We start from the raw sequence: 12,848 nt of genomic DNA on the forward strand, positions 1-12,848 counted from the left end.
TCAGGAGCCACTTCGATGCGCAAACCCGCGATCCTGCGCCGGACCGGCATCGGCCTTGCCGCTATCGCATTGTCCTGCGCGGCGGCCCCTGCCGTTCTCGCGGCGGACGATGCTCTGCAGGTCTATCCCGTGCCGAAGGGACTGCTCTATGCCGCGCATAACGACGACTTCACCGTCCGCGTGCGCAAGCCGGGCGGAGCATGGCAGGATCTCTACGAGTACCGCGTACAGGTCGACACGGACACGAGGCAGAATGCCTCCATGGTGTATTTCGATTTTCAGGGCACCGTGGAAATCGAAGTCCTCAAGAATAACGGCCGCTTCGATAAGATCACCGTTGCACCACTGTCGGGCGCAGTGAAGCCAGAACGCAACGGAAGTCTGGTGCGCATGACGCTGACCCGTCCGGAGAGCTTCTCGCTCCAGTTCGATGACGACCGGCTTCACAATCTGCACATCTTGGCCGGCGCCGTGCCCGCAGCCGCATCGAACGGTCCGAACGTGCGCGTTTTCGAACCCGGGCTCCATGTCCCGCCTGAGGGCAGCGACGTGTTCCCGGTAAAGTCGGGAGAGCGCATCTACCTTGCGGGCGGGGCCGTCCTGAAAGGCTCCTTCGCGCTGGAGGGGGTGAAGGACGTCAAGATATCGGGGCGAGGGATGCTCTGGGATCCCGGACGGGGTATCGACCTGGAAAAGGCGCAGAATGTCGCAATCTCGGACCTGATCATGGTCAACAGCGACCGCAAGGACGCCGCGCGGGTCATCAACATCCGCAACTCCAGCAATGTCGCGCTGCGCAATGTCACAGGCTTCACCTCGGGCAAGTGGTCGGACGGGATCAACATTTCCACCTCGCAACATGTCTCGGTGGACGGCGGCTATCTGCGCGTGTCCGATGACGCCGTGGTGGTCTATGCTGTTGCCGATTGTCCGCTGTGCCGGCAGCGGGCGGCGCAGACGGGCATTCCCGACATCGACCCGCCGGGGGACACCTTCGATATCTCGGTTCGCAACCTGCGCATCTGGAACGATGTGGCCCACGCGCTCTATATCGGGCATTTCGGCGACAATGCCGACCCGCGCACGATCCGCGACGTGACCTTCGACAACATCGACATCGCCAATCTCGACGAGGACGATCCCGACTGGGAAGGCGCGATCGCGGCCTATTCGGGCGACAGCACGCTGATCCGCAATATCACCTTCAGCAACATCCGCGTCGACAGGATCGAGGAAGGCAAGCTGATCAATATCGTCGCCGGCAACAACGCCCGCTACAACAAGGCGCCGGGACGCGGGATCGACGGAGTTACCATCCGCAACGTCACCTTCACTGGCGAAGGCATGCCGAGCCAGTCGATCATCTCGGGCCTTTCCGCGAAGACCGCGGTTCGCAACGTCACGATCGAGAACCTCAGCATAGCTGGCCAGCGCATCGACACCCCGCAGGCGGCGGATATGGTGGTGGGCAAGCATGTCGAGAGCTTGCGCATCCGCTGATGCGGTACGCCCACCGGGAGAGAGAATAAGCATGAAGACAAATCGCCGCACCATCCTGGCAAGCCTTGGCGCTGCCGCTACAGGGATAGCCGCGACCATCCCCGCGGCCCGCTCCGAGGTCGCGCCAGAGGGGCGGCGCCTGACCGTCTCATCGCCCGATGGACGCACCACGCTCGAACTGCTCGTTCCCGCATCGCGCCGCGAGCACCCGCGCTGGGCCGCCCGGCATGGCGATGCCGTCATGCTGGAACCATCGCGCTTGGCACTCGTGCTTGACGATGGCAAACGCCTCGGACCGGATGCGAAATTCCTTGGCTCGGAGATTACCGCCATCGATGGCACCTGGCAGCCGCCGTATGGGATCGCCGCGCGCTATGACGGCAGGGCTAGCCAGCTGGAAGCCCGCTTCGAGGACCGCCGGACACGCATCCGCTTCGCAATCCGCCTGTTCGCGCACAACGACGGGATCGCCTGCCGCTTCGTCCTGATCTCCGCGCCAAAGAAATCCATAACGCTGGGCGGCGAGCAGATCGAATTCCGCATGCCAACCGGAACCCGTGTGTGGACCAGCCGCGACGAAGGCGAATACGCTGTGTCCTCGCCAGGCCGCATAGCGCCTGCGCCCCATCCCGAATTGACCGCCAGCACCGACAAGGGCGCGCTGGCCGACACCCCGGCGCTGGCCCAGACACGTGCGGGCCTTGCCATGCTGCTATGCGAATCCGACCGGCTGCACTACCCGCGCATGATGTTCGCTCCGGGTGAGGACGAGCAGACCATGGTCAGCCGCCTGATGCACTTCCCCGGCCGCGCCACCGGCTATTCGGGGCCCGGCGACACCCATGCCGCTCCCCTGTTCGCCGTCGAAGCACCTTTCACGACGCCCTGGCGCGTTATCATGGTCGGCGAACGTCCCGCCGCGCTCATCGACAAGGCCGGGCTCGTCCCCACGCTCGCTACGCCGGACAGGCTGGGCTCCGACGACTGGATCCGCCCGGGCCGCGCCTTCCGGATCCGCAAGCCTTATTCGAACGCCGGCGCGATGGAAGGCATCGCCTTCGCCCACGAGCGCAAGCTCGACTACATCGAGTTCGACGCGCACTGGTATGGCGACGGCACCGACCCCAGCGATGCGACCCGCCCCATCGACGGCTTCGACATCGAGGGCATCGTTGCCGCCGCGCGCGCGAAGGGGATTGGCACCATCGTCTACGTCGACCGCGTGCCCGCGATGCGCCAGCTCGATGCCATCGTCGCGACATACCGCAAGTGGGGCATCGCCGGGATCAAGTTCGGTTTCATCTGGGAAGGACGGCAGGAGGATGTGGACTGGATCTACAACCTCGTGAAGACCTGCGGCGACAACCACCTCCTGGTCAACCTGCACGACAACCTTCGTCCCGCCGGGCTGGAGCGGACCTTGCCGAACTACGTCGCACTCGAAGGCGTGCGCGGCAACGAACAGTTCCCCACCGCAAGGCACAACGTCACCCTGCCCTTCACCCGCGCGCTTTCGGGTCCGATCGACTATACGATCTGCTACGACCACTACATGAACAAGACCACCAACGCGCACCAACTGGCGATGGCGGCCGTCTATTATAATCCGCTGACGTTCCTCTACTGGTACGACGCTCCGGCCAAGTACCGCGCCGGCAGCTGGCCCGCGCTGCAATGGTTCGACGAATGTCCCACGACCTGGGACGAAACCCGCGCGATTGGCGGCGAGCCCGGCGAATATGTGGCGGTCGCGCGGCGATGCGGCAATCGTTGGTTCCTGGGCGCGATGACGAACGAGGAGGCCCGCACGATCCAGATCCCGCTCGCCTTCCTGGGCGAAGGCAAATGGCAGGCGATGGTCTTTGCGGACGGTTCCCGAGCGCCGGAGCCCCGACGGACCAAGGTGGACATCGCCCGGCGCGAGGTGGATGCCGCTGCCATTCTGACCGTCGCGATGCAGCCGAGCGGCGGCCAGGCGATCCTCTTCGAGCGCCTGACGTGATCATGGGCCCGACAACGAACCGTGCAGCAAATTGTCCAGGCGCTACGGGCCTGGACGAGGAATGGATGAAATGATGCGAAGCGCCCTGGCCGCCATGGCCGTGATACTGTCAGCCGCGCCCGCGATGGCACAGGGCCAGGCATACGAGCAGACCGGAGCATCGCCTGCCTCCCTGGCATTCAATCCCGCCAACATCGCGCGGGTGAAGCAACTCGTCGCCAGCGACCCCGAAGCACGCGCCCGCTGGAATGCCCTGCGCAAGACGGCGGACAAGGCGCTGACTTCGACCCCGCGCGGCGACCGCGAGATCGACAGTGCTCTGGAAGCGCTAGGGCTCGCATTCCGCGTCACGGGACAGGCGAAGTACGCGCAAGGAGCCAAGGCCCTCCTGCTGCAGCGCGCGGCCAGAAAAGACTGGCTGACCGACACCCCCCTCGCGCGCCGCGATCCGCCCTGGAGATCCGATCTCGGTATGGGTTATGCCGCCGCCAGCACCGGCATTGCTTATGACGCCGTGCGCGACACGCTTTCGCAGGCCGAGCGCCAGACCATCGTCCAGGGCCTCATCCGAGGCGCTATCCTCCCGATCATGGACGACTGGATCGATGGCGCAAAGCGCATCCATGCGCTCGACACGATGGGGCATAACTGGTGGGCGCATATCGTCTTCGGCGCGGGCGTCGCCGCGCTTGCCGTGCGCGAGGACGATCCGCGCGGCCTCGAATGGGCGCGCCGCATCGACGAGGCGAGCGTGGAATGGTTCGAGTTTCCTGGCACCCGCATCGGCACTAAGCCCCCCACATTCGGAAGCGACGGTGCCTACTCGGAGACTGTCTCCTATGCCGAGCTGGCGCTGCACAGCCTGATGCTGTTCCGCCGCTCATGGACCGAGGCGATGGGCACCGAGCCCTCCCCCATCAAGGGTCTCGACAAGATCGCGGGATATTTTCTCGCCACCAGCTATCCCCGCAGCGAGGGGTGGGTGTCGCTCAACTTCGGTGACAGCCGCCCGCCCAGCTGTGGTTGCCACACGCTGGCCGACCTGTGGGCGCTCGGCGACCACAATCCCGAGTACCTGAAGTATATCGCCGGCTTCTCCGGCGTGCCCGCGAAGGATGCGTGGAAGGATGCCACCAACCTTCCCTATTTCCCTGACGCCTCGGCGCGCGCCTCAGCATCTTCGTCCACCACCACATCGCGCACGTACGTATCGCGCGACCAGGGCCTGCTGACCATGCGCAGCGACTGGTCCCCCGATGCGACGCTTCTCGGGGTCAAGTCCGGCTTCACCTGGAACCACAACCATGCCGATGCCGGCAGCTTCATCCTCTACCACAAGGGGCGCACGCTCATCGCGGATTCCGGCCATTCGGGCTACTCGACGCCGGAGTACGATGGCTACTACCGGCAAAGCGAAGCCCACAACGTCGTCACCATCGACGGCAAAGCGGAGCCCGCCAGCGACCTGTACGACGGGTCGGCTTCGATGGGCACGATCGACCATGTGCTCGATACGCCCAACATTCGCTATGCCTGGGCGGATGCCACCGGCCCGACGAGCCGATATTTTCAGCGCAACTACCGCAATATCCTTTGGGTGGGAGACACGATCCTCCTCATCGACGACTTGCGCAGCCGCGATCCCGGACAGTTTGAGTGGCTGCTGCATCATAGCGGGACGGCGACGCGCAAAGGCAGGACAGTCGAAATTCGCGACGCGGACGCCGGCGTCGACGTCACGCCGCTGTTCCCGGCGGCTCTGCCGGACGGCGGCCTGCCGACCGACTATCCTTATGCACTGCGCCTCGTCGGCCATGAGGGCCTCGCCGACGAGGACCCGAAGATAAAGCAGGCCTACCTCGGCTTCCAGCCGGTCGGGAAAAGCGATCGCGAGAAGTTTCTGGTCGCCCTGCAGCCCCACAACGATGGCATGTCCCCGTCGCGGATCGAACGCCTCGAAGGCACGAACTGGATCGGCGTGCGCATCACCGGCGCCGATCGCATCACGGAGGTCTACTTCAACCTTCTGGCAGACGGACGACTTCGCCATCGCAATGCCAACGCCACGATCGCCGGGCTCGACACTGACGCCTACATCCTGGCTGTCAGCCGCCCCCTGGGCCGCGACGAAAACACGGCTCCGGACGAGATCACAGTCGTGGACGCAAGCTATGTCCGCCGCTCAGGCGCGGTCCTTGTCGACTCGCTGGCGAAGGTCACCGCCCATCTCGCGATGGGATCCAGCACCCAGGTTCAGTTCAGCGGCACCCACGGGACCGTGCGCATCGCCTGCTCGGCGCCCGTGCAAGTGGCAGGCATGGAAGGGACGGCCGCTTGCGCAAACGGCCAGGCCGTATTGCCCAGAACGAATTGACCACCTTACCCCCGCGACACTCATGGAGAGGAAAGTCAATGAGCAAGGCGTCGTCGAAAGGCCCTTCTCCGCGTTGAACAACTTAAGAAATCTTTTCTATCTCGGGACCGTGGCGGCGGGCGCTTAGCAATCCTTTCTGCGGCCGACCCTTCCCGGTCGTTCAGCACCCAATTTTACGCGCCCAAGTGCCGACCGACTGCTTTCCCATTCTGAACGCTCAAGACTGGCCGATTGAGGAATGTCCGTTTCGGAGCCGGGTCTCGTGGATAGCTGACGTTCACGCAGGATCGGTTGCCAATCTATTCTGGCTGCTCTGCCAAAGCGTACTCGCTCCGAAGCATTGATAGTCCGCCTTCTCTCAAGGCAACGATGACGCGCCTTCATCCCGATAACGCTGATGAGCGAATAACCGGCTTCGTTGTGTTTTCGAGCTAGAACCTGCCGGCAATCGCCTGCCGGCCTTCCTGTGCCAGCCAATGGACGAATTCCATAAGGGTGCTGTGCGGGGGCGCGTAGTCCGGCACCACCGCGACGTACCCCGTCCGTTGGACGACGATATGGGGAAGCGGGGTCGCAAGCCTTCCTGCCGCGATGTCGATCGCCAACATGGGTAATGGGCCAATTCCAATACCCAGCCCATCCTCGACAGCCTGGCGTGTGACGTAGAAATGGTCGAAGGTCTGGCGGGCGTGCCCCGTCATGTGCGACAGGCCTGCGGCGTCGAGCCAATCGATCCAGTCGCCGGCGCGCGTTTCGCTTGCCAGCAGAGTGTGCCCCTCGATGTCGGCAGGACACCCGATGGGCTTCTTGTCGAGAAGCGCCGGGCTCGCAATTAGCGTGTCAACGTCCTCTAGCACCGCAACAGCATAGTGGTTCGGCCAAGCATTGTCGCGAGCCGGACCACGGCGGATCGCGACATCGAAACCGCCGCGCAGGTCTTCCAGCATCGTCGATACGGTGCTCACAACGACCTCGACATGCGGATGATCTGAATGGAACTGCTCAAGGCGCGGGATGAGCCACCGCATGGCGAAACTGGTCGGTGCGTTGACCCGCAGGATACGACGTGCCGTTGGCCGTCCATATGCCTGCGCACCCCGCGCGATACGATCGAATGCCTGACCGACCTCGGCTGCGAACAAAGCACCCTGTGGCGTCGCGACCATCCTGCGCCCGTCCCGGCGGAACAGAGGCTGGCCGATCCAGGCTTCCAGGGTCGCGACATGACGGCTTACGGCGCCATGCGTGAGGCCAAGTTCGGTCGCGGCAGCGGCGTAGCTGCCGGTTCGCGCCGCCACCTCGAAAACCCGAAGAGCGTTGAGTGGAGGCAGGGATCGCATATCAGGTGAGTAAAACTCACAGGTGTCGTGATCAAGCACCGTCTGTTTCTGGAAATGGCGCGGGTCTACATCTGAGGCTGGAGGTTCGATGGACACCGCCCACACACTCGCCACCCCGGCCTCGCCTAACGGGGCCACGTTGAAGAAGCCGCGCAACCTGCTGGCTGCCTGCCTCGTCCATGCTCTGCATGATGGCTATACCGACGGGCTCTACGCCTTCCTGCCGATCTGGCAGAGCCATTTCGGCCTCTCGTACGCCGGCCTCGCACTGGTGCGGGCACTCTATTACGGAACGATGGGCGCGCTTCAGATCCCTGCCGATCGCGTGCTGCATGGTACGGCCCCACGGACCGCGCTCACCCTGGCCACGCTTATCGCTGTTGCCGGATTTGCCATCATGGTCTTGCCCCTGGGCTTCGTCGGCCTTTGCGTAGGCCTCTTCGGTGCAGGCATCGGGTCCAGCATCCAGCATCCCCGCGGATCGATCCTGGTTACCGATACTTATGGGCCTGCATCACGGCGACCGCTTGGCGTCTACAACTTCGCAGGCGATCTGGGGAAAGCCTCCCTCCCGGCACTGGCGGCCCTCCTCTTGCCGGTGCTTTCCTGGCGCCCGGTCATTGGTGCCATGGCGCTGCTGGGCATTGTCGTCACCGGAGCCCTAGTTGCGCTGGCACCTTCTGTATCATCACGGGAAAAGGTTGACCCAGCTTCGTGGCGGGTAGGGCAAGCTCGATCCGGCTTCGCAGTGCTGACGCTCATTGGCGGTCTCGATACCGCCACGCGTATGGGCTACCTGCTGTTTTTGCCCTTCCTGGTGCACAGTCGCGGCGGCGGGTCTGCGAACGTCGGGCTTGCGCTTGCCCTGCTGTTCATCGGCGGAGCATTCGGCAAGGCAACCTGCAACAGGCTAAGCGAGCATTTTGGCATCTTGGCAAGTGTCGTCGCAACCGAGACCGCCACGGCGTTTCTGATCATTGCCACGCTGTTCACGCCGCTGCGGCCGACATTATGCATTCTGCCGGTGCTCGGGATCGTCCTGAATGGCACGTCCTCGATACTCTATGGCACGGTTCCTGATGTTGCGCCGAAGGGTGATACGAGCCGTGGCTTCGCGATCTTCTACACCGCCGTGATCGGGGCGGGCGGCGCTGCGCCGGTCCTTTACGGCATCATTGCTGATCATAGCAGTCAAGGCTTCGCGATCGTGGCGGCGGCACTGACTGCTATGGCAATCGTTCCGCTCATGGTGGTTCTTCGGCCATCCCTGCGAGCGGTCATTCAGGGAAATAGATCATGACCAATCCCTCGGACAAGATGGGCGGTGCCTGCCATTGCGGAGCTGTGCAGTTCGAAGCAGCGCTCATTGATGGTTTCGCCACGATCCGCCGTTGCACCTGCTCCTATTGCCGCATGCGGGGGGCAGTCGTGGTCGCGGCCAAGATGGGCGGTGTCCGCATTCTCGAAGGCGAGGATCTGCTCACCAGCTATCGGTTCAACACCGGCGCAGCACAGCATTTCTTCTGTTCGCGTTGCGGGATCTACACACACCATCAACGCCGCTCGGACCCAAACCAATTTGGCGTGAACGTCGCCTGCCTGGAGGGCATCAGCCCCTTCGATTTCGAAGAAGTGCCCGTCGTCGACGGCATACAGCATCCCAACGATACGGGCGGACCCGCACGACTTGCCGGCATGCTTCGGTTCATCTCGGAACGCTAACCGGGCATCAGAGCTTGCGCGAGCCCTTCTTCGACACCTTCACGTTCTGCACGCCGGGCATTTCCTTCAACCTGGCCGCACCTGCGCGGATGTCGGCCTGCGAGACCCGGACCAGCAGGATGGTGGTGTCGTCCAGATCGTCTTCGACGCTCTGGACCTCGATCCTTTTCACCTGACCGCCACGTACGCGCAGCACCTTCTTGAGCTGGTCGAACGGCACCGCGCCGCGCTCTGAGCGCATTCGAAAGGTGCAACTCTGGATGCGTGCACGATAGGCCTCCTCAAGCGGTTTCATGCCCGCGAGGATGACCAGAATGATGCCGGTGCAGACGCTGGCCGCGAAGTAGAGACCGCCGCCGGCAGCGAGGCCAAGCCCCGCAACCGACCAGATACTGGCAGCGGTCGTCATCCCGCGCACGGAGTTTCCCCGCAGGAGGATCGATCCGGCCCCCAGAAAGCCGATGCCCGATACCACCTGCGCTGCCATGCGCGCCGGATCCAGCACGGTGTGAGGCTGCTGAATGGAATTCTGGAATCCGTAAGCCGACACGATCATCGTCAGACAGGCGCCTACGCTGACGAGCATGTGCGTGCGGATACCGGCGGCCCAAAGCAGGCGCTCGCGCTCCATCCCCACCAGACTGCCGAGAAGCGCGGCCACCAGCAGCCGCATGACGGTTTCGTATTGGGATATCATCTTTGCCCAGTGAACCTTTCGGTGAGGATTTCGAGCGGGCCGTTACAGGACCAGGCAGCAAAGGATGCCGCTTGGTCCTGCCCGACAGCACGAGGTCAGTCGTAATCGCGCTCCACCTTGGTCAGACGTCCGGTGCGCGGATCGGCATGAAAATCATAGACCCTGCCTGCCTTGGTCATCTCGCCTTCCCAGTGGCCATCGTCCGCTTCGACCTTGGTCATGTGGTATCCCTGGCGTTCGATAACCTTTGCCAATGCGGCCACCGGGATCCAGCCTCGCCCGGGCTGGTCAGCGAGGGCAGGCGTAGCGGCGAACGCGCAAAGGGCTGCGCCGATCATTATCATTCTCATGTCGATCTCCTCGTTTCGATCAGATCGGGATAGCGAAGGCTTCCTGACACTAACCCGGCACCTGCCGTCAGGTCGGCGTCAGCGAGCGGATGCTACGGCGATGGAATGGCACGCAATCGCTATTTCCTGATGTTCGTCGCAGTTCTCTATGTGGTGGTTCTGGAGATGTCCGGCGCGAACGAGGCCTTTGGCCAGCAGCATGATCCCCGCGACATCCAGGCCGCCGTCAGACGCGGCGAGGTTCTGCCGCTCCCACGCATTCTCGATCTTGCCCAGAAGCGCGTGCCGGGCGAAGTGCTCGAAGTGGAACTTGAAAAGGACGACGGCAGGTTCGTTTATGAGGTCAAGATGCTGACACCGGATGGCCGGGTGCGTGAGGTGACCATAGATGCCCATTCCGGCAAGATCCTCACGGTGGAGGACGATTGATGCGGGTTCTGGTAGTCGAGGACGATCCCGACGTCGGGGAAGACCTGAGCCGGGCACTGGTCGATGCCGGCTATGTGGTCGAGCTTGTCGATGCGGGTGATGAGGCCTGGTTCCGCGGAGACACCGAGGACTATGCTGCTGCCATTCTCGATCTCGGGCTGCCGCGGCTCGATGGCCTCAGCGTCTTGCGCCGATGGCGAGAGAGTGGTCGACGCTTCCCGGTGCTAATCCTGACCGCGCGGGGCGACTGGACCGAGAAGGTCGAAGGGATCGATGCCGGGGCGGACGATTACATGGCAAAACCATTTGCGATGGGCGAGCTGGTCGCCCGTCTGCGCGGCCTGATCCGGCGCGCCGGTGGTCATCTATCCTCGGCCATCAACGTCGGGCGTCTGAGCCTTGATACGGGACGCGTTGCCGCTGTCGTCGAGGGACGCACCGTGCGTCTGTCGCCTCTGGAATACCGCTTCCTTGAAATTCTCAGCCACCGGCCGGGTCAGCCGGTGGCCGCGCATGAAATTGCAGAACACATCTACGGCACGGCCGAGGCCGGAGACACCAACGCGATCGAGGCATTGGTGACCCGTCTGCGCCGCAAGCTCGGCGCTGGGATCATCGAAACCCGCCGGGGGCTGGGCTATATGCTGGCAGACGATTGAGTGCGCTTCGCTCGCTCTATTCACTCGCGTCTGCTCATCGGTGGAGGCCTCGCCATCTGCCTGGCGCTGGCGATTGCCGGCGCCGGTCTTGTCCTGCTGTTCCAGCGCCATGTGGAGCACCGTGAGGCCCTGTCGATGGAAGCCAAGGCACGCGAACTGCTTCCCATGCTGCGGATCGATGCCATGGGCCGACCAATGGCGGCGGGCTTTCCGAGCGATGGCCGGTTCTGGCGGGCGGCTTCGGGGCTATACTGGCAGGCGTCGACGAACTCAGGTGCGATCCGCTCGACGTCCCTCTGGGATCAGCGGCTGTCGGCACCTGCCGAGCCATCGCGCGAAGCGTGGAGCCTCAGTCGCACCAACGGTCCCTTCGGGCATCGACTGATCGTCATTTCCCGGATCATCCGGCCAGCCGGAAGCAATGAGCCGGTGCTCGTCCAGTTCGCTTCGGATGATGATGCCCTGGTGCTCTCGCTGCGCGAATTCCGCAATGAAACGGCGCTTGCCCTGGTACTGCTCTGGCTCGTGCTTCTGGTCGCTGCCGGCGTGCAGATCAGGCTTGGCCTGCGGCCGCTTCTGCGCGTACAGGGGCAAGTCGAGAGGCTGCGAGGGAATCCATCCGCGCGACTGTCGAATGACCACCCCCGTGAGATCGCGCACCTCGTCGAAGCTATCAACGCCTTGGCGGATGCGCGGGCAGCTGACGTGCAGCGAGCACGCCACCGGGCTGCGGATCTCGCCCACAGCCTGAAGACGCCGCTTGCAGCCATGGCCGCGCAGAGCCGCCGGGCGCGCAGTGAAGGTGCTCCCGATGCTGCTGACGCCATCGATCGTACTCTTGCAGTCGCGCGTGCCGCGCTGGAAACGGAGCTGGCGCGCGCCAGAAGCGCATTGGCGCGTGGTTCCAACGGCGAGACCGCCGATCTGACCGATGTCGTCGACAACGTCATCTCGGTACTGGAGCAGACCGAAAAGGGCGGAAGTCTGGTCTACGATGTCCACGTCGATGACGGCCTTGCCGTTCCCGTGGCTGCGCCTGAGACCACGGAAGTCATCGGCGCGCTGATGGAGAATGCTGTCCGGTTCGCCCGCCGGGGAGTTGCGATCAGCTGCATCGCCGAGGCCGGGAAGATCTGTGTCTTCATTGATGACGATGGCCCCGGTATGGATGCCGGGCGAATCGATGATGCCCTGGCGCGAGGTGCGCGCCTAGATGAGGCGGGTTCGGGCCACGGCTTCGGGCTGGCCATCGTCAAGGAACTGGTCGATGCGACGGGGGGCACGATGGCGTTTGCCGAAGCGCCTATCGGAGGCCTGCGGGTGGCTCTGAACTGGACCTCAGCGGCTTAGCCGGTTGGATCTGACGGGCGTGGGGCGTGGGAAAACATTGCCGAAAAAGCAGCGAGGGCACGCAGCGTCCCTTCATCTTGCAATCGTGCCCGCGCTTCCGGGACCGAGAACCAGGCACGCTGTCGCACGGCCTTTTCCGGCCACTGGTCCAGTTCCTCCAGCACCGCGAGCGGATAGATCTGCGCTCGACTGGGATCTGCCAGTGAGGATGCCAACAGGGGCTCGGCCGAGACCGAGCCGCGTACTCCGGCTTCCTCAAACGCTTCGATGGCAGCACGTTGCGCCGCCGTTTCCCCCGCCTCTATCTTTCCCTTTGGCAGGATCCACTTGCCCTTGCGGCGAGACGTCACCAGCAGGATCTCGAGGCCGTCGCTTGTCCGGCGGTAAGGAAGGGCGTGCGTCTGAAGAGGCATTTTTCAACTCTG

Annotated in this window: 12 protein-coding genes; 8 read left to right on the top strand and 4 right to left on the bottom strand. The window is 63.8% G+C overall.

The features are described from left to right. Positions 1-15: 15 nt before the first annotated feature. The 3 genes from QRN25_RS12015 (at position 16) to QRN25_RS12025 (ending at position 5,876) form a co-directional block, all read left to right on the top strand. Positions 16-1,500 carry a glycosyl hydrolase family 28 protein gene (locus QRN25_RS12015; RefSeq protein ID WP_285019683.1) on the top strand — a complete coding sequence of 495 codons (1,485 nt, stop codon included), beginning with the start codon at positions 16-18 and terminating at the stop codon, positions 1,498-1,500. 31 nt (positions 1,501-1,531) lie between these two features. Further along, positions 1,532-3,502, top strand: a complete 1,971-nt coding sequence (locus tag QRN25_RS12020) for a glycoside hydrolase family 97 protein (protein WP_285019684.1) — start codon at positions 1,532-1,534, stop codon at positions 3,500-3,502. Positions 3,503-3,572: 70 nt separating this feature from the next. Then, positions 3,573-5,876, top strand: coding sequence for a heparinase II/III domain-containing protein (locus tag QRN25_RS12025; RefSeq protein WP_285019685.1), 2,304 nt, complete (start codon positions 3,573-3,575; stop codon positions 5,874-5,876). 431 nt (positions 5,877-6,307) lie between these two features. On the opposite strand, the gene QRN25_RS12030 is transcribed toward QRN25_RS12025, so the two are convergent. Next, positions 6,308-7,312 carry a LysR substrate-binding domain-containing protein gene (locus QRN25_RS12030; protein WP_285019686.1) on the bottom strand — a complete coding sequence of 335 codons (1,005 nt, stop codon included), beginning with the start codon at positions 7,310-7,312 and terminating at the stop codon, positions 6,308-6,310. Between QRN25_RS12030 and QRN25_RS12035 the strand changes: the two genes are divergently transcribed. Both QRN25_RS12035 and QRN25_RS12040 read left to right on the top strand, forming a co-directional pair. Continuing rightward, on the top strand, positions 7,305-8,516 hold the full coding sequence (locus QRN25_RS12035; RefSeq protein WP_285019687.1) for an MFS transporter: 1,212 nt from the start codon (positions 7,305-7,307) through the stop codon (positions 8,514-8,516). The two genes, QRN25_RS12030 and QRN25_RS12035, sit on opposite strands and share 8 nt — an antisense overlap. Then, complete coding sequence (locus QRN25_RS12040) at positions 8,513-8,938, top strand: GFA family protein (protein WP_285019688.1); 426 nt, start codon at positions 8,513-8,515, stop codon at positions 8,936-8,938. The genes QRN25_RS12035 and QRN25_RS12040 overlap by 4 nt, the downstream gene beginning before the upstream one ends. A 7-nt stretch (positions 8,939-8,945) precedes the next feature. Here the strand turns inward: QRN25_RS12040 and QRN25_RS12045 are convergent, their stop codons facing one another. Both QRN25_RS12045 and QRN25_RS12050 read right to left on the bottom strand, forming a co-directional pair. Next, positions 8,946-9,611: an MgtC/SapB family protein gene (locus QRN25_RS12045; RefSeq protein ID WP_285019689.1), complete on the bottom strand. Its 666-nt coding sequence runs from the start codon at positions 9,609-9,611 to the stop codon at positions 8,946-8,948. A gap of 119 nt (positions 9,612-9,730) precedes the next feature. After that, entirely contained in the window at positions 9,731-9,985 is a 255-nt protein-coding gene (locus tag QRN25_RS12050; RefSeq protein ID WP_285019690.1) for a PepSY domain-containing protein, read from the bottom strand. A 105-nt stretch (positions 9,986-10,090) separates the two neighbouring features. Here QRN25_RS12050 and QRN25_RS12055 point away from each other — a divergent pair, with 105 nt between their 5' ends. From QRN25_RS12055 to QRN25_RS12065, 3 genes are read left to right on the top strand one after another with little or no spacing between them, the layout of a single operon-like run. After that, a complete protein-coding gene (locus tag QRN25_RS12055; protein ID WP_285019691.1) occupies positions 10,091-10,414 on the top strand; it encodes a PepSY domain-containing protein in 324 nt (107 codons plus the stop codon). Beyond that, positions 10,414-11,073: a response regulator transcription factor gene (locus QRN25_RS12060; RefSeq protein WP_285019754.1), complete on the top strand. Its 660-nt coding sequence runs from the start codon at positions 10,414-10,416 to the stop codon at positions 11,071-11,073. Before QRN25_RS12055 ends, QRN25_RS12060 begins: the two co-directional genes overlap by 1 nt. After that, complete coding sequence (locus QRN25_RS12065) at positions 11,074-12,423, top strand: sensor histidine kinase (protein WP_285019692.1); 1,350 nt, start codon at positions 11,074-11,076, stop codon at positions 12,421-12,423. On the opposite strand, the gene QRN25_RS12070 is transcribed toward QRN25_RS12065, so the two are convergent. Continuing rightward, positions 12,420-12,836: an NUDIX hydrolase gene (locus QRN25_RS12070; protein WP_285019693.1), complete on the bottom strand. Its 417-nt coding sequence runs from the start codon at positions 12,834-12,836 to the stop codon at positions 12,420-12,422. The genes QRN25_RS12065 and QRN25_RS12070 overlap by 4 nt on opposite strands. Between the last annotated feature and the right edge of the window lie 12 nt (positions 12,837-12,848).

The organism is Novosphingobium sp. fls2-241-R2A-195 (assembly GCF_030209485.1).
Lineage (GTDB): Bacteria > Pseudomonadota > Alphaproteobacteria > Sphingomonadales > Sphingomonadaceae > Novosphingobium > Novosphingobium resinovorum.

Excerpts from the sequence above, each read along its gene's own strand:
- QRN25_RS12050 (WP_285019690.1), bottom strand. The coding sequence starts at position 9,985 with ATGAGAATGATAATGATCGGCGCAGCCCTTTGCGCGTTCGCCGCTACG.
- QRN25_RS12035 (WP_285019687.1), top strand. The coding sequence starts at position 7,305 with ATGGACACCGCCCACACACTCGCCACCCCGGCCTCGCCTAACGGGGCC.
- QRN25_RS12060 (WP_285019754.1), top strand. The coding sequence starts at position 10,414 with ATGCGGGTTCTGGTAGTCGAGGACGATCCCGACGTCGGGGAAGACCTG.
- QRN25_RS12045 (WP_285019689.1), bottom strand. The coding sequence starts at position 9,611 with ATGCGGCTGCTGGTGGCCGCGCTTCTCGGCAGTCTGGTGGGGATGGAG.
- QRN25_RS12025 (WP_285019685.1), top strand. The coding sequence starts at position 3,573 with ATGATGCGAAGCGCCCTGGCCGCCATGGCCGTGATACTGTCAGCCGCG.
- QRN25_RS12070 (WP_285019693.1), bottom strand. The coding sequence starts at position 12,836 with ATGCCTCTTCAGACGCACGCCCTTCCTTACCGCCGGACAAGCGACGGC.
- QRN25_RS12040 (WP_285019688.1), top strand. The coding sequence starts at position 8,513 with ATGACCAATCCCTCGGACAAGATGGGCGGTGCCTGCCATTGCGGAGCT.
- QRN25_RS12015 (WP_285019683.1), top strand. The coding sequence starts at position 16 with ATGCGCAAACCCGCGATCCTGCGCCGGACCGGCATCGGCCTTGCCGCT.
- QRN25_RS12020 (WP_285019684.1), top strand. The coding sequence starts at position 1,532 with ATGAAGACAAATCGCCGCACCATCCTGGCAAGCCTTGGCGCTGCCGCT.
- QRN25_RS12055 (WP_285019691.1), top strand. The coding sequence starts at position 10,091 with ATGGCACGCAATCGCTATTTCCTGATGTTCGTCGCAGTTCTCTATGTG.